The organism is Thalassobacter sp. HA4-2 (assembly GCF_055693705.1).
This window is the reverse complement of the sequence record NZ_JBVFUK010000001.1, coordinates 826,761-852,920: the sequence shown is the minus strand read 5'-3', so window position 1 is coordinate 852,920 and position 26,160 is coordinate 826,761. Positions and strand designations below refer to the sequence as shown.

General features: G+C 58.5%; 22 protein-coding genes and 2 pseudogenes. 1 reads left to right on the top strand and 23 read right to left on the bottom strand.

All coding sequences use genetic code 11. The features are described 5' to 3' along the window. Positions 1–3: 3 nt before the first annotated feature. The 12 genes from rplB to rpsL form a co-directional block, all read right to left on the bottom strand. Positions 4–846 carry a 50S ribosomal protein L2 gene (rplB, locus tag ACZ1G0_RS04320; protein ID WP_472735818.1) on the bottom strand — a complete coding sequence of 281 codons (843 nt, stop codon included), beginning with the start codon at positions 844–846 and terminating at the stop codon, positions 4–6. A gap of 395 nt (positions 847–1,241) precedes the next feature. Next, complete coding sequence (locus ACZ1G0_RS04315; protein ID WP_472735817.1) at positions 1,242–2,207, bottom strand: hypothetical protein; 966 nt, start codon at positions 2,205–2,207, stop codon at positions 1,242–1,244. A gap of 110 nt (positions 2,208–2,317) precedes the next feature. Then, positions 2,318–2,500: a hypothetical protein gene (locus tag ACZ1G0_RS04310; RefSeq protein WP_472735816.1), complete on the bottom strand. Its 183-nt coding sequence runs from the start codon at positions 2,498–2,500 to the stop codon at positions 2,318–2,320. A 99-nt stretch (positions 2,501–2,599) separates the two neighbouring features. Continuing rightward, complete coding sequence (locus tag ACZ1G0_RS04305) at positions 2,600–2,896, bottom strand: 50S ribosomal protein L23 (protein ID WP_472735815.1); 297 nt, start codon at positions 2,894–2,896, stop codon at positions 2,600–2,602. Beyond that, positions 2,893–3,510: a 50S ribosomal protein L4 gene (gene rplD / locus ACZ1G0_RS04300; protein ID WP_472735814.1), complete on the bottom strand. Its 618-nt coding sequence runs from the start codon at positions 3,508–3,510 to the stop codon at positions 2,893–2,895. Before rplD ends, ACZ1G0_RS04305 begins: the two co-directional genes overlap by 4 nt. Next, positions 3,507–4,232 (bottom strand): 50S ribosomal protein L3, encoded by a 726-nt coding sequence (gene rplC / locus ACZ1G0_RS04295; protein WP_472735813.1) that lies wholly within the window; start codon positions 4,230–4,232, stop codon positions 3,507–3,509. The genes rplD and rplC overlap by 4 nt, the downstream gene beginning before the upstream one ends. Before the next feature lies 1 nt (position 4,233). Next, positions 4,234–4,554, bottom strand: coding sequence for a 30S ribosomal protein S10 (rpsJ, locus tag ACZ1G0_RS04290; protein WP_472735812.1), 321 nt, complete (start codon positions 4,552–4,554; stop codon positions 4,234–4,236). Between the two features lie 180 nt (positions 4,555–4,734). Then, positions 4,735–5,502 carry a hypothetical protein gene (locus tag ACZ1G0_RS04285; protein ID WP_472735811.1) on the bottom strand — a complete coding sequence of 256 codons (768 nt, stop codon included), beginning with the start codon at positions 5,500–5,502 and terminating at the stop codon, positions 4,735–4,737. A gap of 152 nt (positions 5,503–5,654) precedes the next feature. Continuing rightward, entirely contained in the window at positions 5,655–6,830 is a 1,176-nt protein-coding gene (gene tuf / locus ACZ1G0_RS04280; RefSeq protein ID WP_472735793.1) for an elongation factor Tu, read from the bottom strand. Positions 6,831–6,915: 85 nt separating this feature from the next. Continuing rightward, a complete protein-coding gene (fusA, locus tag ACZ1G0_RS04275; RefSeq protein WP_472735810.1) occupies positions 6,916–9,033 on the bottom strand; it encodes an elongation factor G in 2,118 nt (705 codons plus the stop codon). A gap of 61 nt (positions 9,034–9,094) precedes the next feature. Next, positions 9,095–9,565: a 30S ribosomal protein S7 gene (gene rpsG / locus ACZ1G0_RS04270; RefSeq protein ID WP_472735809.1), complete on the bottom strand. Its 471-nt coding sequence runs from the start codon at positions 9,563–9,565 to the stop codon at positions 9,095–9,097. Between the two features lie 12 nt (positions 9,566–9,577). Continuing rightward, positions 9,578–9,949 carry a 30S ribosomal protein S12 gene (rpsL, locus tag ACZ1G0_RS04265; protein WP_472735808.1) on the bottom strand — a complete coding sequence of 124 codons (372 nt, stop codon included), beginning with the start codon at positions 9,947–9,949 and terminating at the stop codon, positions 9,578–9,580. Between the two features lie 289 nt (positions 9,950–10,238). Here rpsL and ACZ1G0_RS04260 point away from each other — a divergent pair, with 289 nt between their 5' ends. Further along, positions 10,239–11,036, top strand: a complete 798-nt coding sequence (locus tag ACZ1G0_RS04260) for a glycosyltransferase (RefSeq protein ID WP_472735807.1) — start codon at positions 10,239–10,241, stop codon at positions 11,034–11,036. On the opposite strand, the gene ACZ1G0_RS04255 is transcribed toward ACZ1G0_RS04260, so the two are convergent. From ACZ1G0_RS04255 to rplK, 11 genes and pseudogenes are all read right to left on the bottom strand, one after another. Beyond that, a complete protein-coding gene (locus tag ACZ1G0_RS04255; protein WP_472735806.1) occupies positions 11,004–11,900 on the bottom strand; it encodes a DMT family transporter in 897 nt (298 codons plus the stop codon). The genes ACZ1G0_RS04260 and ACZ1G0_RS04255 overlap by 33 nt on opposite strands. A gap of 2 nt (positions 11,901–11,902) precedes the next feature. Beyond that, positions 11,903–12,502, bottom strand: a complete 600-nt coding sequence (locus tag ACZ1G0_RS04250; RefSeq protein ID WP_472737767.1) for a glycosyltransferase — start codon at positions 12,500–12,502, stop codon at positions 11,903–11,905. A 23-nt stretch (positions 12,503–12,525) separates the two neighbouring features. After that, positions 12,526–12,720 (bottom strand): annotated as a pseudogene (locus tag ACZ1G0_RS04245) (glycosyltransferase); the annotation flags it as partial. A gap of 208 nt (positions 12,721–12,928) precedes the next feature. Continuing rightward, on the bottom strand, positions 12,929–17,149 hold the full coding sequence (gene rpoC / locus ACZ1G0_RS04240) for a DNA-directed RNA polymerase subunit beta' (protein WP_472735805.1): 4,221 nt from the start codon (positions 17,147–17,149) through the stop codon (positions 12,929–12,931). 65 nt (positions 17,150–17,214) lie between these two features. Next, the gene (gene rpoB, locus ACZ1G0_RS04235; RefSeq protein ID WP_472735804.1) at positions 17,215–21,369 is read right to left on the bottom strand and encodes a DNA-directed RNA polymerase subunit beta; all 4,155 of its coding nucleotides are present in this window, start codon (positions 21,367–21,369) and stop codon (positions 17,215–17,217) included. A gap of 255 nt (positions 21,370–21,624) precedes the next feature. After that, positions 21,625–22,002, bottom strand: coding sequence for a 50S ribosomal protein L7/L12 (gene rplL / locus ACZ1G0_RS04230; protein ID WP_472735803.1), 378 nt, complete (start codon positions 22,000–22,002; stop codon positions 21,625–21,627). Between the two features lie 66 nt (positions 22,003–22,068). Next, complete coding sequence (gene rplJ / locus ACZ1G0_RS04225; RefSeq protein WP_472735802.1) at positions 22,069–22,581, bottom strand: 50S ribosomal protein L10; 513 nt, start codon at positions 22,579–22,581, stop codon at positions 22,069–22,071. Positions 22,582–22,861: 280 nt separating this feature from the next. Next, positions 22,862–24,214 (bottom strand): sensor histidine kinase, encoded by a 1,353-nt coding sequence (locus tag ACZ1G0_RS04220; RefSeq protein WP_472735801.1) that lies wholly within the window; start codon positions 24,212–24,214, stop codon positions 22,862–22,864. A gap of 3 nt (positions 24,215–24,217) precedes the next feature. Continuing rightward, positions 24,218–24,700: a putative pterin-binding protein gene (locus ACZ1G0_RS04215; RefSeq protein ID WP_472735800.1), complete on the bottom strand. Its 483-nt coding sequence runs from the start codon at positions 24,698–24,700 to the stop codon at positions 24,218–24,220. A gap of 123 nt (positions 24,701–24,823) precedes the next feature. After that, entirely contained in the window at positions 24,824–25,522 is a 699-nt protein-coding gene (gene rplA, locus ACZ1G0_RS04210) for a 50S ribosomal protein L1 (protein WP_472735799.1), read from the bottom strand. A 1-nt stretch (position 25,523) separates the two neighbouring features. After that, positions 25,524–25,972: pseudogene (rplK, locus tag ACZ1G0_RS04205) on the bottom strand (50S ribosomal protein L11). Positions 25,973–26,160 lie beyond the last annotated feature (188 nt).

Below are 26,160 nucleotides of genomic sequence, written 5' to 3'. Positions count from 1 at the left end.
GAATTACCGGCCTTTCTTCTTGGCGTGCCGCGAGCGGATGATCAGCTTCTGGCTTGCCTTGTTCTTGTTACGGGTCCGTTTACCTTTGGTATCCTTACCCCATGGGGTCACAGGCGTACGACCACCGGAGGTCCGGCCTTCACCACCACCGTGGGGGTGATCGATCGGGTTCATCGCGACACCACGCACAGAGGGGCGCTTGCCCATGTGGCGGACACGACCGGCCTTACCAAGGTTCTGGTTCGAATTGTCAGGGTTGGACACGGCACCAACGGTGGCCATGCATTCCTGACGCACCAGGCGCAGCTCACCCGAGGACAGACGGATCTGGGCATAGCCCCCGTCGCGGCCCACGAATTGTGCGTAGGTGCCAGCGGCGCGTGCGATCTGGCCCCCTTTGCCGGGCTTGAGTTCGACGTTGTGAACAATCGTCCCGATGGGCATGCCGCTGAAGGGCATCGCGTTGCCGGGTTTGATGTCGGCCTTGGCCGAAGCCACAACCTGATCGCCAATGCCCAAACGCTGAGGTGCCAGGATGTAGGCTTGCTCATTGTCGGTGTAGCGGACCAGCGCGATGAACGCGGTGCGGTTGGGGTCATACTCGATGCGTTCGACCGTGGCCGTGACGTCCATCTTTCTGCGTTTGAAATCTACGATCCGGTAAAGGCGTTTTGCCCCACCACCACGCCGACGCGACGTGATCCGTCCGGTGTTGTTACGGCCGCCCGATTTGGACAAACCTTCGGTCAGCGCCTTGACGGGGCGACCTTTAAACAGTTCCGAACGGTCGATCAGAACCAGCCCACGCTGGCCCGGCGTCGTTGGCTTATACGACTTAAGTGCCATGTTATCTGTCTTCCGTTGCTGTGCGAGGGAGTGTTCGGCCCCCGCTATGTAAAGGGCCCCGAAGGTCCCCGGCGAATACGCTAGATAGCGCAAAGAAAGAGCCCCGGACGAATCCGGGGCGCTGCCTTGTGGGTGCGTTTAGGGGATGGGGGTGTGGGGGTCAATGAGATTATGCCCACCAACGTCCCATCAATTATGCTGCTGACGAAGCCTTAGGCCGCACAAAAAAGATATTCTTCCTTGAAGGTACAAGTGTTCGAGTTCTTTCAACGACATCCCCTTCAGAACTCTTTGTCACATAATAAAAGGAACGCCCACTATCTGACTTAGCCATACGATATGAGCCGGAGTTGGCCTCTGCTTTAGACGTCGTATATTTACCAGATTTAGTCATGTTAAGCACCATCCTGCCCCACCTCTTCTAAACGTAACAACATATTGTGTAAAGCGTCTGCAACACCTGCCCCTAAGTGAGGATCAAAACGTTCGTCAAACACACCTCGATGATTTGAGTCCACCGTCAAAAAGCCAGCAAAACTGAATTCTTCGCCTAAGCTAGGTTTCAAAACTTTTTGCCTGATAGGCCAGACTATGCACGACCGATACGGGAGTTTCCAATCGACAGGTTTAAAAAGGTTTAATATTCCCCGATAACCAGTCAAATCTCTTTGGTTGAGCATTTGATCTCGGGAGTTGCTGTAATAAGAATGGGCAGGTAGGTCATTACAGAAAAACCATCGCTCTCCATCTTCACCAAATACAGAGCGAAAATCAGTGTTGTTGTCGAGCAAATCAAGACCATCCCGGCGTCGACTATCATCGTTGTTGTCATAAAAACGTTCCGAATCTGTATCGCGTATGAAAGTATAAACAACTGGCCTTTCTTCGTCCGCCCCAGGTTCAATCATTTTGATAGATACGCGGCACTTTGTACCTGTTAAAAGTGAGAAGATTGCTGCTAGCCGGTTCAAGCACTCTTGCGTATTGGCCCAAACGATATGCGCATGAAGTTTAATATCTTCTCTGGGCCTACCTTCCATTAGCGATAATATCGTAAGTTGATCGCGAATAACATGCTGGATTCCATGCAAATCTTCCTGCACGTTCGCGTATTTTTCCTTTCTTATTCTTGTAAATTCACGCCAAATCAAACCGAATAAAAGAATAAAAAAGCCCACACTAACAACTAGACGATCTAGCCATTGCGACCATTCGTCTGGAGCATTCAAAAAACGTATCACATAGCCGGACAATAGTGCTGCGATAGTCAAAAATCCAATTTTTTGCCAATGTGGAGATCGACCTTTTACAGTTTCTGATACACCAGACATCTGACCGGAAGGATACGTATTTTCGCTCATTGTTCTTCCTAAATGAAAATTCTTAGATGAGATGGATTATTCTGCTCGACCCATTTAACCGACACATTAAAGATCATAGATCGACGGTAAGTGGAAGAGGTGTTGCATTCCTATTGATCTGTCCCGTCCCGCGCCTTCTTCTCTTCCTTGGTCAACTTGTTGCCCCAGACATTGTTGCTGAGCCCCAATTCCGCGGGCGCGGGTTTGGTCTTGCCCTTCGTCACCTTGCCGCCCTTTTCCAGGAACGCCTTGATCAAGGCCGCGTCGGTGGTCGCTTTCGGTACTGATTTCATGGCGTGTCCCCTTTGACGCCACACTACGCGGCCCTCGCGCAAAGAAAACCCCGAGAGCCGCGCCCCCGGGGTTTTCCGTGTTCACAGTGAAACGCGACCTTACAGGCCGGTGCTCACGTCGATTGTGTTGCCGTCTTCCAGCGTCACGTAGGCTTTCTTGATGTCCTTACGTTTGCCGAGTTGACCCCGGAACCGCTTGACCTTGCCTTTGGTGATCGTGGTGTTGACCGCCTTCACCTTCACACCAAACAGCGCCTCGACGGCCTCTTTGATCGCAGGTTTGTTGGCATCAATCGCCACTTCAAACACGACCGCACCGTTCTCGGAGGCCATTGTCGCCTTCTCGGTGATGATCGGCTTGCGCACGACATCGTAGTGTTTTGCATTTGCACTCATTTCAGGCGAGCCTCCAATGCTTCGACACCTGCCTTGGTGAGCACGAGCGTGTCACGTTTCAGGATGTCATAGACGTTCGCGCCCTGGCTGGGCAGGATGTCGAGGCCGTTGATGTTGGACGAGGCTTTCAGGAAGTTCTCGTTCACATCCGCACCATCGATGACCAGCGCACGCTTCCAACCCAGCTCCTTGACCTGTTTGGCCAAGACTGCGGTTTTGCCGTCGGCGGCGGCGGTGTCGATCACAACGATCTCCCCCGCTTTGGCTTTGGCGGACAGGGCGTGCTTGAGGCCCAGTTTGCGGAACTTTTTCGTCAGCTCGTGGCCGTGACTGCGAGGCGTTGGGCCCTTGTAGACACCACCACCGCGGAAGATCGGCGCATTGCGCGACCCGTGACGTGCGCCACCGGTGCCCTTTTGGCGATAGATCTTCTTGGTCGAGTAAGACGTCTCGGAACGGGTCTTTACCTTGTGGGTGCCGGCCTGCGCATTGTTGCGCTGCCAACGGACCACACGGTGCAGAATGTCCGCGCGTGGCTCCAGACCGAACAGGTCCTCGGACAGCTCAACCGAGCCAGCCTTGCCACCGTCGAGAGTGATCACATCAAGTTTCATTCTTCAGCTCCTTCGCTCGGTGCCTCAGCGGGCGCTTCAGCAGCAGCTGCGGATTTGATCGCCGCGGGCATAGGCAGACCTTCGGGCGCAGGCTTTTTCACCGCGTCCTTGATCGTGACCCAACCGCCTTTGGAACCGGGAACAGCGCCTTTGATCATGATCAGGTTGCGGTCTGCATCCGTTTTCACGACTTCGAGGTTCTGTGTCGTCACGCGGGCTGCACCCATGTGACCGGCCATTTTCTTGCCTTTGAACACCTTGCCGGGGTCCTGACATTGGCCGGTGGAACCGTGCGAACGGTGCGAGATCGACACACCGTGCGAGGCGCGCAGACCACCAAAGTTCCAGCGCTTCATCGCACCGGCAAAACCTTTACCGATGGACGTACCTGTCACGTCAACCTTTTGACCGGCGATGAAGTGCTCGGCGGACAGCTCTGCGCCAACTTCGATCAGGTTGTCGGAGGACACGCGGAATTCGACCAGCTTGCGCTTGGGGGCAACGCCCGCCTTGGCGAAGTGACCGCGCATGGGGGCGGAGGTGCGTTTTGCTTTCGCCGCGCCTGCGCCCATCTGCACGGCGGTGTAGCCGTCGGTCGCCTCGGTACGTTGGGCAACGACTTGCGCCCCTTCGAGATCGAGAACGGTGACCGGAATCTGGCGACCATCCTCCATGAACAGCCGGGTCATGCCGACTTTCTTTGCAATCAGACCGGACCGCATATCAGGCCGCTCCCATCACTTGGATGTCGACGGCAACACCAGCGGCCAGGTCGAGCTTCATCAGCGCGTCCACGGTCTGCGGCGTTGGGTCAACGATATCCAGCATGCGCTTGTGCGTGCGGATTTCCCACTGGTCGCGGGATTTTTTGTCAACGTGGGGGCCACGCAGAACGGTGAATTTTTCGATCTTGTTCGGCATCGGGATGGGGCCGCGCACATTGGCGCCCGTCCGTTTCGCGGTGCTGACGATCTCTGCGGCGGAGGCATCCAGCACGCGATAGTCAAACGCTTTCAACCGAATACGGATGTTTTGGCTCTTCATGTTGGAAGGCCTTTCGTATCAGTATTTCAGGCCTGAGAGGAGGAAACCGGACCACCCGGCACCCTCATCAGCGCCACAACAAAGCGGGCCGCCAATGGCAGCCCGGTGTCGATAGCGAGCGTATAGGGGGAGTCGGATGGGGTGTAAAGACCAATCGAGACGTTGCCTACACAGGTAAACCTACTCCGTCTTGTTGGCGGCAAGCACAGCGTGCAATTGCGCAAGGTCCTTGTCGATCCCTTGGGTTTTATGGCTGTCCAATTGGAAGTGGTGCAACACATCCGGCAGGTAGTGATTTTGGCGCCCCGACAGAACACAGTAGAGCTTGATCGCACGTTCAAAGGCATGGCCGACTGGTTTTTCATTGCCCATGTGCATCGCCAAGGGCGTGAACCAGCGCACAAAATCAGCCAGGGTATCTCGATGCATGGCGACGTTATTTGTGGCGGGCCAGTATTCGTCTTGGGACCAGCGCAAATAGGTTTTTAGAACCTTCCACGCGTCAATGCCATAAACAGCGCGACATGCTTTGAGCAGCGGGGCGACACCCATATTGTCGCGGATGAAATTCCGGTCCTTTAGGGGAACCGGGCTGTAGCCAACAATGCACGACGGATCCTCGGACAAAACATGTTCCGTCTGCGCAACAAAACCGTCGGTGATGGATACGTCGTACTGGATCAGTGCCACTATGTCCGAAGTGATCAACTGGTTTTTGACCGTAGCGTACCAGCAGGTGAAATCGACAAGATAACGATGGCTTTCGATGTTATCCGCCAAATCGCGAGCGACGATCGCATGTGCGGATGTGGACGATGGATGAAACGCGGCCATCCCCACACACATGTACACATAGCGGCCCTGCAAGGCCGCGAACTTCTGGCCCTGTTCATAGCGATCCAGCAGGTTCTGATCATGAATGGTGATGACGGTTTGTAAATCTGACATGGTGGCAGCGTAGCGAGCCTGCGTGCTTAACTCTAGCCCTTGGTGGCCATCTGGGCGTCACCATCAAATGGCATCGACGATGGTGTAGCCGCCGGATGCAAAAAGGGCCGCCCCTTGGGGACGGCCCTTCTGCATGTTCGGTAAGCGGTGGCTTACTCGGTGATGTTGGACACCACGCCGGCGCCGACGGTGCGGCCGCCTTCGCGGATGGCAAAGCGCAGGCCTTGTTCCATCGCGATGGGGGCGATCAGCTCGACGTTGAACTTCAGGTTGTCGCCGGGCATCACCATTTCGGTGCCTGCGGGCAGCTCAACCGTGCCGGTCACGTCCGTCGTGCGGAAGTAGAACTGCGGGCGGTAGTTCGCAAAGAACGGCGTGTGGCGGCCACCCTCTTCCTTGGTCAGGATGTAGGCCTCGGCCTCGAACTTCGTGTGAGGCTTCACGGAACCTGGCTTGCACAGAACCTGGCCACGCTCCACGCCTTCACGGTCCACACCGCGCAGCAGGGCACCGATGTTGTCGCCAGCCTCGCCGCGGTCCAGCAGCTTGCGGAACATTTCAACGCCCGTGCAGGTCGTTTTGGATGTGTCGCGAATACCAACGATTTCAATCTCTTCGCCGACGTTGATCACGCCACGCTCAACGCGACCGGTCACAACCGTACCACGGCCGGAGATCGAGAACACGTCCTCGATGGGCATCAAGAAGGGCTGATCCACGGCGCGCGCGGGTGTCGGGATGTAGTCGTCGACGGCGGCCATCAGTTCAGCAATCTTGTCTTTGCCGATGTTGTCGTCGCGATCTTCCAGAGCGGCCAGCGCGGAGCCTGCCACAACGGGGATGTCGTCGCCGGGGTAGTCGTAGGAGGACAGCAGCTCGCGGATCTCCATTTCAACCAGTTCGAGCAGCTCTTCGTCGTCGACCTGGTCCACTTTGTTCATGAACACGACCATGTAGGGGATGCCCACCTGACGGCCCAGCAGGATGTGCTCGCGCGTTTGGGGCATGGGGCCGTCGGCGGCGTTCACAACCAGGATCGCGCCGTCCATCTGGGCCGCACCGGTGATCATGTTCTTGACGTAGTCGGCGTGGCCGGGGCAGTCGACGTGGGCGTAGTGACGGGTCTCGGTCTCGTATTCCACGTGGGCGGTCGAGATCGTGATGCCACGGGCTTTCTCTTCGGGCGCGCCGTCGATTTCGTCGTAGGCTTTGAAGTCACCAAACTGCTTGGTGATCGCTGCCGTCAGGGTCGTCTTGCCGTGGTCAACGTGGCCAATCGTGCCGATGTTGACGTGTGGTTTAGAACGTTCAAACTTTTCCTTAGCCATGGGAAGGCTCCTTATTCATCAGGGGGGCGGTGGGACAAGTCCCACCCTACGGGGTGGTAGGGCGGGCCAAGGCCCGCCGCACCGCTTAGGCGTATTTCGCCTGGATTTCTTCGGCGATGTTGTTCGGCACTGGATCGTAGTGGTCGAACTGCATCGTGAACTGCGCGCGGCCAGAAGACATGGAACGCAGGGTGTTGATGTAGCCGAACATATTCGCCAGAGGCACAAAGGCGTCGATCGCGATGGCGTTGCCGCGGGGTTCTTGACCCGAGACTTGGCCACGGCGGGACGTCAGATCGCCGATGATACCGCCGGTGTATTCTTCCGGCGTGATCACTTCGACCTTCATGATAGGTTCGAGCAGTTTCGCGCCCGCCTTCTTCATGCCTTCGCGCATACACATCCGTGCGGCGATTTCAAAAGCCAGAACGCTGGAGTCCACATCGTGGAACTTGCCGTCAATCAGGGCGACCTTGAAGTCGATCACAGGGAAGCCTGCCAATGGACCGGAGTCCATGACCGACTTGATGCCTTTTTCCACGCCCGGGATGTATTCCTTGGGCACGGCACCGCCGACGATCTTGCTCTCGAAGGAATAGCCTTCGCCAGGCTCTGTGGGGGTGATGATGAGCTTGACCTCACCGAACTGACCAGACCCGCCGGACTGTTTCTTATGGGTGTAAGTGTGCTCGACCTCGTGGCCGATGGTCTCACGGTAGGCCACTTGGGGCGCACCGATGTTGGCTTCCACTTTGAACTCACGCTTCAGACGATCAACGAGGATGTCCAAGTGCAGTTCGCCCATGCCCTTCATGATGGTCTGACCGGATTCGATGTCAGTTTCCACACGGAAAGAGGGGTCCTCGGCGGCCAGACGGGCCAGACCCTGGGACATCTTCTCTTGGTCACCCTTGGTTTTGGGCTCGACGGCGATCTCGATCACCGGATCGGGGAAGGTCATCGTTTCCAGAACCACCGGATCAGACTTGGAGCACAGCGTGTCCCCGGTCGTGGTGTTCTTCAGACCACCAAGCGCGATGATGTCGCCGGCAAATGCCTCTTCGATCTCTTCGCGGTTGTTGGAGTGCATCATCATCATACGACCGACACGCTCGTTGTTCCCCTTGGTGGAGTTCAACATCGAGTCGCCCTTGGACAGCGTGCCAGAGTAGATCCGCACGAAGGTCAGGGAGCCCACAAAGGGGTCGTTCATGATTTTGAACGCAAGGCCAGAGAACGCCATGTTGTCATCCGCACGGCGGGGGATGTTGCGGGTCTCTTCTTCGTCGCCGGGTTTGAAGCCCATGTAGTCGACCACGTCCAGCGGGCTGGGCAGATAATCGACAACAGCGTTCAGCAAAGGCTGCACGCCTTTGTTTTTGAATGCGGAACCACCGAGAACGGGAACGAAGTCCATCGCCAGAGTGCCCTTGCGCAGCAGGGCGCGCAGGGTTGGAACGTCAGGCTCGTTGCCTTCAAGATAGGCTTCCATGGCGTCGTCGTCTTGCTCGACCGCCGCTTCCAGCATCTTCTCGCGCCATTCGGCGGCCATGTCCTGCAGCTCTTCGCGGATCGGTGCCTTGATCCACGACGCGCCAAGGTCTTCGCCTTGCCACAGCCATTCTTCCATGGTGACCAGATCGACCAGGCCTTCCAGCTCCGTCTCGGCCCCGATTGGGACGCCGACGGGGATGGCGCGGGCACCGGTGCGGTCTTCGATCATGCGCACACAGTTGAAGAAGTCAGCGCCGATCTTGTCCATCTTGTTGACGAACACCATGCGCGGCACCTTGTAGCGGTCAGCTTGACGCCACACAGTTTCGGTCTGGGGTTCAACACCGGCGTTCGCATCCAGCACGCAAACCGCGCCGTCCAGAACGGCCAAGGAACGCTCAACTTCGATGGTGAAGTCAACGTGGCCGGGGGTGTCGATGATGTTCAAGCGGTGCTTTTTGGAATCAGGCGTCTTGCCGTCTTCGGTGCGTTCCCAGAATGTGGTGGTCGCAGCAGAGGTGATCGTGATGCCACGCTCTTGCTCTTGCTCCATCCAGTCCATGGTGGCCGCACCATCGTGCACCTCACCGATGTTGTGGGATTTGCCGGTGTAGAACAGGATCCGCTCGGAACAGGTGGTCTTACCTGCGTCGATGTGGGCCATGATGCCGAAGTTGCGATAACGCTCGAGGGGATAGTCGCGTGCCATAGGCTCGTGTCCTCAAATGGGGAGAAAGGGTTCAGGGCCCCCGAACAGGGCCCCGAAGGAATTACCAGCGATAGTGGCTGAACGCGCGGTTGGCGTCGGCCATCTTGTGGGTGTCTTCACGCTTTTTGACGGCGGACCCACGGGATTGAACAGCATCGATCAGCTCACCGGCCAGACGCTCTTCCATCGTGTTTTCGTTACGACCACGGGCCGCGTTGATCAGCCAACGGATGGCCAATGCTTCGCGACGCTCGGGGCGCACTTCGACGGGCACCTGGTAGGTTGCACCACCCACGCGGCGCGAACGCACCTCGACGGCGGGTTTGATGTTGTCCAAAGCTTCGGCGAACACCTCAACGGGGCTGCGCTTCAGCTTGCCTTCGATACGATCAAAGGCGTTGTAGACGATTTTCTCTGCGGTCGATTTCTTACCATCGAGCATCAGGTTATTCATGAATTTGGTCAGAACGCGATCGCCATATTTGGCGTCGGGCAGGACTTCGCGCTTCTCAGCGGCGTGACGACGAGACATACTGGTATCTCCTTATTTAGGACGCTTGGCGCCGTATTTCGAACGACGCTGGCGACGGTCTTTGACGCCTTGCGTATCGAGCACACCACGCAGGATGTGGTAGCGCACACCGGGAAGGTCTTTGACACGACCGCCGCGGATCAGAACCACAGAGTGTTCCTGAAGGTTGTGGCTTTCACCCGGGATGTAGCTGATCACTTCGAAGCCGTTGGTCAGGCGCACCTTCGCAACTTTCCGCATAGCGGAGTTCGGCTTCTTGGGCGTGGTGGTGTACACGCGGGTGCACACGCCACGCTTTTGCGGGCAGCTTTCCAAGTGCTGGGACTTGGAGGTTTTACGTTTTGGCTGACGCGGCTTGCGGATCAGCTGTTGGATAGTTGGCATCAGGTTTCCCCATGTTACCTATGATTAATCGTATGCGACCCCAACAACGCCCAAAAGCCGCCTGCGTCTGATATCCGATCTAGACGCCGCGGTTGGTTTGCAGAGGGTGTGTCCAGCATTAGGACAGACCTTGACCACCAGAATGGGATTTGACGAAAGGATGCACGGCATCCGGGCCAATGTGCGGCTGCAATAGGCGGAATCGGTCAGGGTGTCAACAGACCCTTGTCCGCTTGTCCCAATGGGCGCGATCTGCCACGGTTCGGGGGTCAAACCAAGGGGGCCGCGTGTGCTTCAGATCATCGGCATGTGCCGCTTTGCCTACCCGGGCCTGGGCGGTTTTCGGATTGAACATGAAACCGTGGCGGAACGCGAGGCGCACCTTTACGCCCCCGCCCGGATGGAGGCGCGTTTGCGCAGCCTTGAGCACGTCTGTCTGCGGACCATTGCGGCTCAGACGGACCCGGATTTCCAGTTTGTAATCCTGACAGGGGAAAGCCTGCCCCCGCCCTATCTGACCCGTCTGCAGACTATGGTCGCAGCGGTCCCACAAGCACGTCTTGTGCAACTGCCCCCCATGAACCAACGCCACGCCATGGAACAGGTCGTCGAGGCCCACAAGGATCGCCACGCCGAGGTGATCATGCAGTTTCGCCAAGATGACGATGACGGTGTCGCCCGCAGGTTTATCGAGCGGAGCCGAACGATCTTTGCGCAAGTGCACGGGCTCTGGGCGGAACGTGGCACCCTCGCACTGGATTTCAATCGGGGTTACATGATGGAGCTGACCGCCAATGGACCTCGTGTATCCCCTGCCGTGCGCAACCATCTTGGGGTCGCTCATGCGTTGTTCTTGCGTCCCGAAAACCGGCGCACCGCTGTCCACTATCCCCACCACAAGGTCGGCCAGCTTATGCCAGCGGTGTCAGTGACAGACGCCCCCATGTGGCTGCGCGGGGTGGATGGCATGAACGACAGCGCCTTGGGTCCGGCGGTCGTCAACATGCCCTTTGCCGACGCGGATCAAACCAAGGATCTGGAGACCCGCTTTGCCCTAGACCTTCGCGCCATCGCGCGTAGCTTTTAGACGCGTCACCCGCTCGCGCCACAGGGTGAACATGCCCGTAGCGACGACGATCGCACTGCCCACAAGAACCATTGCGTTGGGCCAGTCCCCAAAGACCAGCCAGCCCAACAGCAATCCCCACACCAACGCCGTATAACGGAACGGTGCCACAAACCCGATCTCGCCCACACGCATGGTCATGACGGAGAAAACATAGCCGCCCAGAATGAAAACGGCGGCGGCAACGATCACGACCCCCTGCCCCGCATCCACAGGTTGCCATGGTTGAAACGCGGACCCGACGAAGCCTAGCATCATCACGCCCGCCGCCGTGATCACCGCCACGGTCAGACTGGGCACTTCCGACGACAGTTTGCGCGTAACGATATCGCGTAACGTCACCATCACGACCGCCAACAGGCCCAGCAATGCGTAGCGGTTGAACCCCTCTCCGCCCGGTTGCACGATCAACATCACACCAAAGAATCCAATCCCAATCGCCAGCCACCGTTTCCAGCCGACATGCTCGCCCAAAAACACCGCCCCCGCCAAGGCCACCGTCAAAGGCAACGCCTGTAGGATCGCGGTGATATTGGCCAAAGGCATATTCGCCAGCGCAATAACAAATGGTAAAAACGCGCCAAGTTCGGCAGCGGCGCGCAGGACGACCTTGCCTCGCTCGGCCCGGGGGATGGGCTGAGACAGGGCGCCCATGTACCATGCCAGCCCCGCCAGCAAAGCCGTCACCACCAACCCGCGCAGGGCAACCACTTGAAACAACGGCAGGTCTTGGGCGGCGTACTTAAGGCTGGCGTCGTTGAACGTGAAGGCTGCCATGGACCCCATCATCAACGCCGCACCCCGCAGGTTGTCGGAGTGGGACATGGTTAACCAGCCGGGGCCAAAGGCAGGACCTTGTCTAGGTCCAGCGCGAACCGTTTTTCCATCATCTTGTGCCCCTTTTGCAGCCCCATCTGCACCGCGTGCGGCGGGATCGAGCGGCCGGAATCGTTGTGCCCGTGCAGGGTACGCATGAACATGAAATCGTCAGGATCCATGTAGGTCGGCACGTAGCAACACAGCCGCCGGTGGTTGTAGCGATAGATGCAGGTCTCCATCTCGCGGGTGGTGATCATGGCGCAGGCAAGGCCCAAGGGCTGCGGCTCGCGGAACTCGTGAAACGGCGCATCGGCGTCGTTCATGTCCCAGTACAGCCCCTTGGAAAAGGCCACCACATAGGGCCGATCAAACAGACCACCGGCGATGACCTTATCCGCAATCACACGCGTTTTTTCAATATAATCAATGGCAACGGCATCATCGTCGTCAATGCGAAAGCCCGTGACGTGGGTCGTCTCGTCGGCAATCGCGCGGCGGAAAGCCCGCTTGGCGGCTCCAAGCGCGCCCATGCGTTCGAGAAACACAGGTTTGACGAAGGGGTGGACCTCCGCCAGATCGCGCAGGCGGCGTTTGAACCGGAACGGCAGGGTGTCTCCCCCAAGATCACCAGCCGGAAATCAGCGTCCGTCTGGGCGGCCAGCGACGGCAGGGTGATGTGTTCAAGGTATTTAAACCGGGTCTGCAAACGGTCTGGATCATAGAGGTGCGCCTCCAACTCCTCAGCCGATAGCTGACTGACAGAAAACCCCTCTTTCGCGGGGTAGGAAAAGCGCATGACGCCGATGATTTGGTTAACAAATGCCATGGCTTGAGCGTAACGCAGCCCCCCGGAATGGGAAAGGTAAACGCTATCGAGAGAGTGGGAAAATCCACTGTCCCCCGACTTACCCCCGTGCATTTGATCCGCAATGGCAAGGGTTAACCTTTGGCAGGCCGAACGAGAGACGGCCCAACACCCCGCAAACGAAAAAGGCCCCCGCGGTGCGAGGGCCTTTTCCAAAATGTGACAGGTATTAGTCGTCCGACGGCGCGTCGCCAAAGACCGCGTCCGCCTCGGCCGAGGGGGCGGCAAGAGCGGCGGCCTGTTCAGCCTCTGCCCGGGCTTCGGCGATCACGACGTTGTCGCGGTCTTGCGCGATCTTGCGCATCTGCTGGGTTGCCCCACCGGTGCCCGCCGGAATCAAACGACCCACAATGACGTTCTCTTTCAGGCCAACCAGCTTGTCCTTCTTCCCTTGGACAGACGCCTCGGTCAGAACGCGCGTGGTTTCCTGGAAGGACGCCGCCGAGATGAAGCTGCGGGTTTGCAGCGACGCCTTGGTGATGCCCAGCAGGATCGGTTCGCCCCGCGCGGGACGCCCACCCCGTGCCTCGGCCTTGGCGTTGGCCTCCAGGAACTCGGCCTTGTCCACGTGTTCGCCTTTCAGCAACGTGGTTTCACCGCTGTCGAGGATTTCCCACTTTTGCAGCATCTGGCGCACGATGACTTCGATGTGCTTGTCGTTGATCTTCACGCCTTGCAGACGGTAGACGTCCTGCACTTCGTCGATCAGATACTCGGCCAGCGCCTCGATCCCCATGATCCGCAGGATGTCGTGCGGGGCGGGGTTGCCATCCATGATGTAGTCGCCCTTCTGGACGAAGTCGCCTTCGGCCACGGGGATGTGTTTCCCCTTGGGCACCATGTATTCGACGGGCTCCAGCGCTTCGTCCGCGGGCACGATGGAGATACGGCGCTTGTTCTTGTAGTCGCGCCCGTATTTCACGTAGCCGTCGATCTCGGCGATGATGGCGTGGTCCTTGGGACGACGTGCCTCGAACAATTCCGCCACGCGGGGCAGACCCCCGGTGATGTCCTTGGTCTTGGCACCCTCGCGCGGGATACGGGCCACCACGTCACCGGCGTCGATCTTCTGACCATCTTCGACCGACAGGATGGCATCTACAGACATGGCGTAAGTCACGGGATTGCCCACATCGTTGCGCATGGGTTCGCCGTCTTCGCCCACCACGATGACCTCAGGCTTCAGCTCGTTGCCTTTTGGCGCGGAACGCCAATCGGTCACGATTTTCTGGGTCATGCCGGTCGCATCGTCGGTTTCATCCCGGACCGAGATGCCCGCGAACAGATCGACGAATTTGATGGTCCCGGCTTTTTCCGCGATGATCGGTAGGGTGTAAGGGTCCCATTCGTACAGCTTGTCGCCGCGCGCGATGGTGGCCCCATCCTTGACGTGCAGCTTGGTGCCGTAGCCCAATTTGAACGTCGCCAATTCCTCGCCCGCGTCGGACATGATCGCAAGGGTCATGTTCCGGCCCATGACGACCATGTCGCCAGCGGAGTTTTCGAGGATCTGCGGATTACGGAATTCCGCCTTGCCGTCATGCCCCGCCTCTTGGAAGGACTGCTGGCCACCTTGGGCCACGCCGCCGATGTGGAAAGTCCGCATCGTCAGCTGAGTACCGGGTTCCCCGATGGACTGTGCCGCGATGATGCCGACCGCTTCGCCAAGGTTGACCTTGGTGCCACGAGCCAGATCCCGACCGTAGCAGGCCGCGCAGACGCCTTCCTCGGACTCGCAGGTCAGAGGGGAGCGGATGCGCATAGTCGCCACGCCCGCCGCCTCGATGGCGTCGGCTTTACGTTCGTCGATCAGCTCGCCTGCTGCAACGATCACCTCGTCCGTGCCGGGCACCACGACGTCATCCGCAGAGGTCCGGCCCAACACGCGTTCCCCGATGGAGGCCACAACCTCGCCGTCGTTCACCGCCGCAGAGGCCGTGATGGCGATGTCGGTGCCGCAGTCGGGTTCGCGCACGATGCAATCCTGCGCCACGTCCACCAAGCGGCGGGTCAGGTAGCCGGAGTTCGCCGTCTTCAACGCCGTGTCAGACAGACCCTTACGGGCCCCGTGGGTGGAGTTGAAGTATTCAAGAACGGTCAGACCTTCCTTGAAGTTCGAGATGATCGGCGTCTCGATAATGTCGCCGTTTGGCTTGGCCATCAAGCCGCGCATCCCGCCCAGCTGTTTCATCTGCGTGACCGAACCACGGGCACCGGAGTGGGCCATCATGTAGACCGAGTTCGGCTCGTTCTCTGCGCCGTTCTCGTCCACACCGGATTCGGAAATCCGGGTCATCATGGCTTCGGTGACCTTGTCGTTACACTTCGACCAGGCATCGACAACTTTGTTATACTTTTCGCCCTGAGTGATCAGGCCGTCCATATACTGTTGTTCGAAGTCGCGGACCTGTTCGCGGGTCTCGTCCACAATGGGCCATTTGCTGTCGGGGATGACCATGTCGTCCTTGCCGAAGGAAATGCCCGCCTTGAACGCCTCGCGGAACCCGATGGTCATGATCTGGTCACAGAAGATGACAGATTCCTTTTGGCCGCAATAACGGTAAACGGTGTCGATGACGCGCTGCACGTCTTTCTTACGCAGCAGGTCATTGACAAGGCTGAACGGAGCCTTGGCGTTCAGGGGCAGAAGTGCCCCCAGACGCACGCGGCCAGGGGTGGTGTCGAACAGAACCTCGACCTCGTTGCCCTCGTCGTCGATCTGTTTGATCCGGGCTTTGACCTTGGCGTGCAGGTGGACAACACCGGCGGCCAGCGCATGCTCGACCTCTTCGATGGAGCCGAAGACCATGCCTTCGCCCTTCATGCCCTGCCGCTCCATGGAAATGTAGTAGAGACCGAGGATCATGTCCTGCGACGGCACGATAATCGGCGCGCCGTTGGCGGGCGACAGCACGTTGTTCGTGGACATCATCAACACGCGGGCTTCCAGTTGTGCTTCCAGCGAAAGCGGCACGTGAACAGCCATCTGGTCGCCGTCGAAGTCGGCGTTGAAGGCCGAGCAAACCAGCGGGTGCAGCTGGATCGCCTTGCCTTCGATCAGAACCGGTTCAAACGCTTGGATGCCCAAACGGTGCAGGGTCGGCGCGCGGTTCAGCAGGACGGGGTGTTCGCGGATCACCTCGTCGAGGATGTCCCACACCTCGGGGCGTTCTTTTTCCACCAGTTTCTTGGCTTGCTTAACGGTGGACGACAGGCCCTTGGCTTCTAGCCGGGAATAGATGAACGGCTTGAACAACTCCAACGCCATCTTTTTCGGCAGACCACATTGGTGCAGCTTCAACTCAGGCCCGGTCACGATCACAGACCGGCCCGAGAAGTCGACGCGTTTGCCCAAAAGGTTCTGACGGAAGCGGCCCTGTTTGCCTTTCAGCATGTCGGACAGGGATTTCAGCGGGCGTTTGTTGGCACCGGTGATCACCCGGCCACGGCGGCCGTTGTCGAACAAAGCATCCACGGATTCCTGCAGCATCCGCTTTTCGTTGCGGACGATGATGTCAGGTGCGCGCAATTCAATCAGACGTTTCAGACGGTTGTTGCGGTTGATCACACGGCGATAGAGGTCGTTGAGATCAGAGGTCGCAAAACGGCCCCCATCCAGCGGCACCAGTGGGCGCAGTTCTGGCGGGATCACGGGGATCACGGTCAGGATCATCCATTCCGGGCGGTTGCCGGATTCAAGGAAGCTCTCGACGATTTTCAAACGCTTGATGATCTTCTTGGGCTTCAGTTCACCGGTGGCTTCCTTGAGCTCTTCGCGCAGGTTTGCGGCCTCGGACTCGAGGTCGATGTTCTGCAACATCTCGCGAATGGCTTCGGCCCCGATGTTCGCGGTGAAGGCGTCCATGCCGTAAGCATCTTGAGCGTCCATATGCTCTTCTTCGGTCAGAAGCTGGCCGTAGGTCAGGTCGGTCAGGCCCGGTTCGATCACGACGTAGTTCTCGAAGTACAGGATCCGTTCCAGATCGCGCAGGGTCATGTCCAGCATCAGGCCGATGCGGGACGGCAGCGACTTGAGGAACCAAATGTGCGCGACGGGGGAGGCCAGTTCGATGTGGCCCATGCGTTCGCGGCGGACCTTTTGCAGCGTCACTTCGACACCGCATTTCTCGCAGACGACGCCGCGATACTTCATGCGCTTATATTTGCCGCACAGACATTCGTAGTCCTTGATCGGGCCAAAAATACGCGCGCAGAACAGGCCGTCCCGTTCGGGTTTGAACGTCCGGTAGTTGATGGTCTCGGGCTTTTTGATCTCGCCAAAGGACCACGACAGGATCCGTTCGGGCGAAGCCAGCGACACTTTGATTTCGTCGAACACCTTTTGCGGGGCAACAGGGTTGAACGGGTTGTTGGTAAGTTCCTGGTTCATTTTCAATTCCTTAATGTGTGCGAAGGGAGGGGGCGGCGGGACAAGTCCCGCCCTACGGGGCGCTACTATTCAGCAGCGATCCCGCCCTCGTCGTCCTCCGCATCCAGGAGTTCCATATTGAGGCCCAGACCCCGGACCTCTTTGACAAGAACGTTGAACGATTCTGGCACGCCAGCCTCGAAGTTGTCCTCGCCTTTCACGATGCTTTCATAGACCTTGGTCCGGCCTGCCACGTCGTCCGATTTCACCGTCAGCATTTCCTGCAAAGTGTAGGCGGCCCCGTAAGCTTCCAGCGCCCAGACCTCCATCTCGCCGAAACGCTGGCCGCCAAACTGTGCCTTACCGCCCAAGGGCTGCTGTGTGACCAACGAGTAGGGCCCGGTGGAGCGGGCGTGGATCTTGTCGTCCACAAGGTGGTGCAGTTTCAGCAGGTACTTGACGCCCACGGTGACCTTACGCGCGAATTGCTCGCCGGTGCGGCCATCATACAGGTCCGACTGACCGGAGGTGTCGAAACCCGCCGCGGTCAGGGCCGCGTTCACGTCCGCTTCCTTCGCGCCGTCAAAGACGGGCGTCGCAATTGGCACACCGTTAGTGACGTTGCCGGCGGTCTCCAGCAGGCGATCTTCGTCCATGTCCGCGAAAGCGTCATTGTAGACTTCGTCGCCGTAAGCGATGCGCAGGGCATCACGCACGGGGGTCATGTCACCGGACCGGCGGTATTCACCCAAAGCCTCGTCGATCTGGATACCCAGACCACGGCTGGCCCAACCCATGTGGGTCTCAAGGATCTGGCCGACGTTCATGCGCGAAGGAACGCCAAGCGGGTTCAGAACGAAGTCCACAGGGGTCCCATCGCCCAGGAACGGCATGTCCTCCATGGGCACAACGCGGCTGATCACACCTTTGTTCCCGTGACGACCAGCCATCTTGTCACCGGGCTGCAGCTTGCGCTTCACCGCGATGAACACTTTGACCATCTTCATGACGCCGGGTGGCAGGTCGTCGCCGCGACGAACCTTCTCGACCTTGTCCTCGAAGCGGGCCTCTAGGGCGCGTTTCTGGATGTTGTATTGCTCGTTCAGGGCCTCGACCTGTTGCGCATCCGCTTCCTCTTCGAGGGCCAATTGCCACCACAGACCACGGGACAGGGTGTCCAGAACGGCCTCGTCGATGACGGTGCCGGACTTGATGCCCTTGGGGCCCTTCACGGCAGTTTTGCCGAGGATCATACCCTTGAGACGGGCATAGATGTTGCGATCCAGGATCACCATTTCGTCGTCGCGGTCACGGGCCAGACGTTCGACCTGTTCCCGCTCGATCTGCACGGCACGTTCGTCTTTTTCCACGCCGTGGCGGTTGAAGACGCGCACTTCGACCACGGTGCCAAAGTCACCGGGTTTTACGCGCAGAGAGGTGTCACGCACATCGGACGCCTTCTCCCCGAAGATGGCGCGCAGAAGCTTCTCTTCTGGCGTCATCGGGCTTTCGCCCTTGGGAGTGATCTTGCCCACAAGGATGTCACCGGGTTCGACGTCAGCGCCGATGTAGACGATGCCCGCCTCGTCGAGGTTGCGCAGGGCTTCCTCGCCGACGTTGGGAATGTCGCGGGTGATTTCCTCTGGCCCAAGCTTGGTGTCACGGGCGGCGACTTCGAATTCCTCGATGTGGATCGAGGTGAAGACGTCGTCGCGGGCAATCCGCTCGGAGATCAGGATGGAGTCTTCGTAGTTGTAGCCGTTCCAGGGCATGAAGGCGACGACGACGTTCTTGCCAAGCGCCAGTTCCCCCATGTCAGTGGACGGACCGTCTGCAATCACTTCGTTCTTGGCGACCTTGTCCCCAACCTTCACCAGCGGACGCTGGTTGATGCATGTGTTCTGGTTGGAACGTTGGAATTTGCGCAGACGATAAATGTCCACGCCCGCATCGCCCAACTCCAGATCCTCGGTCGCACGCACAACGATCCGCTGCGCGTCCACCTGGTCGATCACGCCACCGCGTTTTGCCATGATGGAGGCGCCGGAGTCCTGCGCCACAACCGCTTCCATACCCGTGCCCACATAAGGCGCATCGGCCCGCAGCAAAGGCACAGCCTGACGTTGCATGTTCGAGCCCATCAGCGCCCGGTTGGCGTCATCGTTTTCAAGGAACGGGATCAGCGCAGCCGCGACCGAAACCAGCTGTTTCGGGCTGACGTCGATCAGGTCGACGTTTTGGGTGGTCGCAAGGGTGTATTCCCCGGCCTGACGTGTGTTCACCATCTCGTTGGCGAAGGTGCCATCTTCGTTGATGTCCGCGTTGGCCTGCGCCACGATGTGCCGCTGTTCTTCCGTGGCGGACATGTACTGCACATCATCGGTCACAACGCCGTTTTCCACCTTGCGGTAGGGCGTTTCGATGAAGCCGTATTTGTTCACGCGGGCAAAGGTGGCCAGCGAGTTGATCAGACCAATGTTCGGCCCCTCGGGCGTTTCAATGGGGCACATGCGGCCGTAGTGGGTGGCGTGCACATCGCGCACCTCGAAGCCGGCCCGTTCGCGGGTCAAACCGCCGGGGCCAAGCGCCGAGAGGCGGCGTTTGTGGGTCACCTCGGACAGCGGGTTCGTCTGGTCCATGAACTGCGACAGCTGGCTGGAGCCGAAGAATTCACGCACCGCCGCCGCCGCAGGTTTCGCGTTGATCAGGTCTTGGGGCATGACAGTGTCGATTTCGACAGACGACATACGCTCCTTGATCGCGCGTTCCATGCGCAGCAGGCCAACGCGGTACTGGTTTTCCATCAACTCGCCCACGGACCGGACGCGGCGGTTGCCTAGGTGGTCAATATCGTCGATGTCGCCCTTGCCGTCGCGCAGATCCACCAGCGCTTTGACACAGGCAACGATGTCTTCGTGACGTAGGGTGCGTACGGTGTCTTCGGCATCCAGCGCCAGACGCATATTCATTTTCACGCGACCCACGGCGGACAGATCATAGCGCTCGCTGTCGAAGAACAGACCGTCGAACAGGGTCTGGGCGGATTCGACGGTGGGTGGCTCACCCGGGCGCATGACGCGATAGATATCCATCAGCGCGCCTTCGCGGCCGATGTTCTTGTCCACGGCCATGGTGTTGCGCATGTAGGGGCCGACGTTCACGTTGTCGATGTCCAGCACGGGAATCTCGGTCACACCTGCATCCAGCAGATCCTTGAGCGTTCCGCCGGTGACTTCGCCATCCTTGTCCACTTCCCACGTCAACTCGTCCCCGGCCTCGACATAGATCGCGCCGGTTTCTTCGTTGATGATGTCTTGGGCCACGTATTTGCCGATGATCTGGTCAAACGGCAGCAACAACTCGGTCACCGTGCCTTCGTCGATCATTTTCTTGACCGCGCGCGGGGTGACCTTTTTATTCGCTTCCGCAATCACTTCGCCCGTGGCCGCGTCGACCAGATCATAGGTTGGACGGGTGCCGCGCACACGCTCAGGGAAGAACTTGGTTGCCCAACCTTTGTTCTTTTCCAGCTTAAACGTCACGGTGTCATAATATGCGTCCATGATCGCCTCTTGGTCCATGCCAAGGGCATAGAGCAGAGTGGTCACAGGCAGTTTGCGGCGGCGGTCGATGCGCGCGAACACGACGTCCTTTGCGTCGAATTCGAAATCGAGCCAAGAGCCGCGGTAGGGAATGATGCGGCAGGCGAACAGTAGTTTGCCGGAGGAGTGGGTCTTGCCCTTGTCGTGGTCAAAGAACACGCCGGGGGAGCGGTGCATTTGGCTGACGATCACACGCTCGGTGCCGTTCACAATGAACGTACCGTTGGGGGTCATCAGGGGCATGTCGCCCATGAACACGTCTTGTTCCTTGATGTCCTTGACCGACTTCGCACCGGTGTCTTCGTCGACATCAAACACGATCAGACGAAGGGTCACCTTCAGCGGTGCGCTGTAGGTCATGTCGCGCTGCTGACATTCCTCAACGTCATACTTTGGCTTTTCGAGTTCGTATTTCACAAACTCCAGAATTGCCGTCTCGTTGAAATCCTTGATCGGGAAAACCGACTGGAAAACTCCCATGATGCCTTCGCCGTCCATGGGCGTTGGCTGGTCGCCAGACTTCAGAAACAAGTCGTAGGAGGATTTTTGAACCTCGATGAGGTTCGGCATTTTCAGAACTTCGTCAATCTTGCCGAAATACTTACGGATACGCTTGGTGCCAGTATACGTTTGCGTCATGTGCTATGCGCGCCTTTCTCGTGTTCGCTGGCCGGGGACGGGTGGGCAATCCACCCCGCGCCAATCGCGAAAAGAAGAAGCCGGACCATTCTTGCGCACCTTGCCACGGGCATGCTCTCGTCCTGCAAACCTCTTCTTGGGAAACACCTTTGTGCAAAGGGGTTTGCCAAGACAGGTTCGGCAGGGCTCGGAAAATCCGAACCCTGCCAATGTATCTAGCGGGCGGTGGGACAAGTCCCACCCTACCCTTGCCAATTACTTCAGTTCGATCTCGGCGCCGGCTGCTTCCAGCTTGGCTTTGATGTCTTCTGCTTCGGCTTTGTCGACGCCTTCTTTGACGGCTTTGCCGCCAGCTTCGACCAGCTCTTTGGCTTCTTTCAGGCCCAGACCAGTGATGGCGCGGACTTCTTTGATGACGTTGATTTTCTGAGCGCCGGCGGCTTTCAGGATCACGTCAAATTCGGTTTGCTCTTCAGCTGCACCGGCACCACCATCGGCAGGGCCAGCCATCATCACAGCGCCGCCAGCGGCGGGTTCGATGCCATACTCGTCTTTGAGGATGGTTTTCAGTTCTTGTGCTTCAAGAAGGGTCAGACCCACGATCTCTTCAGCAAGTTTTTTCAGATCAGCCATTGTACTGTTTCCGTATTTAGGTGTGTTCCAACGTCGTGCAAGACGCACGAAGGGATGATGGGTTGCTTATGCAGCTTTCTCTTCGATGGTCGAAAGAATGCTCGCGATGTTCGAAGCAGGTGCGCCAATGGCGCCAGCGATGTTGGAAGCGGGTGCGCCGATGCAACCGACGATGGAGGCAATAAGCTCCTCGCGGGATGGCATTGCGGCGACGGCTTTCACACCGGCGACGTCCAGAGCGTTTTCACCCATCGCACCGCCAAGGATTTCCAGTTTTGGATTCCCCTTGGAGTACGCCTCGACCACTTTGGCGGCTGCCACAGGGTCTTCGGAATAGGCGAGAACGGTCATACCCGTCAGATAGTCAGCAATGCTTGCGCATGGCTTCCCGTCCAGGGCGATCTTGGCGAGCCTGTTTTTGGCAACGCGCACGAACCCGCCAGCTTCGCTCATCTGAGCGCGCAGGTCCTGCATTTCGGCAACTGTCATGCCTTCGTAACGGCTTACCACTACGACGCCAGAGCTTTCAAAGATTTGGCCGAGCTCTTCGACCAATTTTTCTTTCTGGGCTCTATCCACAGTTTTACTCCAAATTTGGAGGGGGCGACCCCTCCGGCTCTTCTTCGCTGCACCGATTGGTACAGCAGCAAGGTCCTTACGGGTCGATCGCAGCCCATTGCCCGGAAACAAACCAGGCGAGGTGTTCACTTTCCCGTCTCAGGCAGGAATTAATGCGTTTGGCTTTTGGCCTCTGGCAACCCACCGTCTCGGACGAAATAAGGGCCGCGCCGAATCACGGTGCTGCCCCTACGCGTTGCGATATACCCATGACGCCGAAAATGAAAGCCCCGGAATGGGTTTAGGCCAATGCGCCCGCCGTAGGCTGCCGGTCAGAGGCCGCATCAGCACGCGCCAACGGCAAACACACGCGGAACCGGGTGCCCGGCCCTGCGTGTGCCTCTATCGTCAGGTCACCCCCCATCGCACGGCAGAGTTCGCGGCTGATGGGAAGGCCCAGCCCCGTGCCCGTTGCGTCGTCTTGGGCCGACACCTGTTCAAACGCTTCAAACACACGGTCGCGCGCCTCTATTGGAATACCTTTACCGGTATCTGTGACATCGACCGTCAGCACACCATCGGTATAGGTGGCAACGACCTCGATCTTTCCGTGGTCCGTAAACTTCACGGCATTGGTCAGTAGGTTGTTCATTACCTGACGCAATCGCCGCGCGTCACCGTGAACAATCGGGATCACTCCGCTACGCAGGGTTAGCGCTACGCCTTTGTCCATGGCCATTCGGTCGTAGATCATCTGCATCTCTTCCAGCATCGGCCCGATCGCAAAATCGGTCGGTGTCAATACGACTTCCTTGGCCTCAATCTTGGACAGATCCAGAACGTCATTGATCGTGGCCAGAAGCAGGGCACCCGACTTCTCGATCACATTCACACACATCCTCTGATCCGTTGGCATCGGCTTTTCCGACAGGACCGAAACCATACCGATGATTCCATTTAAAGGCGTGCGGATCTCGTGGCTCACCTTGGACAAAAACTCCGACTTGGCGTGACTCGCATCAACAGCCGCTTGGCGCAGGGCGACCTCTTTGCGGGCGGCGCGGCGGGCCATAATGACCTCCAGCCCCAAGTAGACCGCGACCAGCACGGCCATGAAAATCGTAAGCTGATCCAGCAGGCGCGCCTGACGCTGTACCTCGCCGGACCCGGCAAGCCAATCATCGGTACTGCGCACGCGGAACTCGCGCGCCCAGGTCCCTCTGATTTGTGAAATGATCGGCAGCAGTCGGCCGGCCATGTCCCGCGCCACCTGACCGTCCATGGGCACACTAGAAAACAGGATCGGATCAGCGCTGCTTAGGAACACGGCCAAATCCCCCACGGCCGTCTGAAGCTCCGATCCTTCAGGATACGTCCAGCGGGAAATATGCGCGTGACGGCTCCACAAGATCTCGAAGTCTTGCTGTATTTGCGCCAAAGTCACTTCGCCCACGGCGTATAGGATAAGTAAACCGTGCAGGGTCTTACCCTCCGCCACCAGCTCGCTGACCTCTCGTGATTTGTTCGATACTTCAAACACAAGGTTGCGTTCCGCCGCATCGAGCGAAGTGCGGAACTGGGACAAGACAAGCACCCCGACGACCAACAAAAGGACCGCAATCGGCACCCGGATATAGACATCGCGCAGTGTCATGGGTCAGCGAACAGTGATTGCAGTCATCTGCCAGATGGTTTCAGCCAGAAAAGCCCTGGCCTCGACCTCTGCCTCCGTCAAAGGAAAAATCAACCAAATCGGCCCCTTGTCGCGGATGCGCATGGGCAGACCGTTATGTTCCATTGCAAGGATCGCGCCCGCATCGCGCAGTACATCAACGGGTATTGTGACACGGTAGTCATCAAGGGCACGCGCCGTCATCTCGGTACCCTGCGCACCAAGCGCATCTAGAAAAGCACCCACACTGGGACCACTGAACATCTGCGGCCCGTCCGTAAAGCCTGTGAAGGTTTCGACCGTGATCCAGTCGATCGCGCGCAGCATATCGCGGTCGAATACGGCTGTCTGATCATCGGTGTTCACTTGCGTAATCGCACCATCCACCGTCAGCAACACTGGCCCGGTTGGTGCCGCAAGGGTTTGCGCGCCGGCCCAAAGAGGCAGAACAGACAGGACTAAACCCATAACCCATGCAAATCGACGCATCGCATCTTCCTTCTTGCTTTTATGACCTTAGACGCAATTGGTTTACTAAAGGTAACAAAAAAGGGCACCCGAAGGTGCCCTTTTGCAATCTTTGTGATCGACTTAGTTGCCAGTCGCACTTTCGACCGAGATCGTCACGCCCGGGCCCATGGTGGAGCTGAGCGCGATTTTCTGCATGTAAGAGCCTTTGGCGCCGGTCGGTTTTGCCTTGGCCACCGCATCCACGAACGCGCGGACGTTTTCGATCAGCTTGGCTTCGTCGAAGGAGGCCTTGCCAACGCCCGCGTGCACAACACCGGCTTTTTCAGCTTTGAACTGCACCTGACCACCTTTAGCGGCCTCAACAGCGGCTTTGACGTCCATGGTCACTGTGCCAACCTTGGGGTTGGGCATCAGGTTCCGGGGGCCAAGCACCTTACCCAGACGGCCAACGATGGGCATCATGTCGGGCGTTGCAATGCAGCGATCAAAGTCGATCTTGCCACCTTGCACAGCTTCCATCAGATCCTCTGCGCCAACTACGTCCGCACCAGCGGCCTGCGCTTCTTCGGCTTTGGGTCCACGGGCGAACACAGCCACGCGGACGGACTTGCCGGTACCATTGGGCAACGACACCACGCCGCGGACCATCTGGTCTGCGTGGCGGGGGTCAACGCCCAAGCACATCGCGATTTCGATCGTTTCATCGAATTTCGAAGTGGCGTTGGATTTGATCAGAGCGACCGCATCCTCGACAGACAGGTTCGCCTTGTCAGCAACAGCTGCGCGCGCGGCGCGGGTACGTTTTCCAAGTTTCGCCATCTTACTTTACCTCGATGCCCATGGACTTTGCGGAGCCCACGATGATTTGCATTGCGGCTTCAACGTCATTGGCGTTGAGGTCCTTCATTTTGGCTTCGGCGATCTCTTTCACCTGCGCCACAGTCACCGAAGCCACGGTCTCGCGACCGGGGTTCTCGGCACCACGGGGACGGTTCCGTTTCCCAACCGGCTTCAGGCCAGCGGCCTTCTTCAGGTAGTAGGACGCGGGCGGCGTCTTGATGTCCATGGTAAAGGACTTGTCTTGGTAATAGGTGATCACGGTGGGGCAAGGCGCGCCTTGTTCCATTTCCTGCGTCTTGGCGTTGAACGCCTTACAGAATTCCATGATGTTGATCCCGCGCTGACCCAGTGCGGGGCCGACGGGGGGCTTGGGTTGGCTTGACCTGCAGGGATCTGCAGTTTCATCTTGCCAGCAAGTTTCTTGGCCATGTGGCCTCTCCTTCTTCCAACGGATCTGGGATGCGTCCCCTATCCTTTTCGTTGTGTGGTCAGGTCTGCGTGTCGCAACACGCGCGCCTCCCACAGCGGATGAATGGCCCACGGGCCACACTCGGCGGGGCGTACAGCGCGCACACCCCTTTGGCAAGTGGTTTGCACATAGGCGGGCAGATTTACGA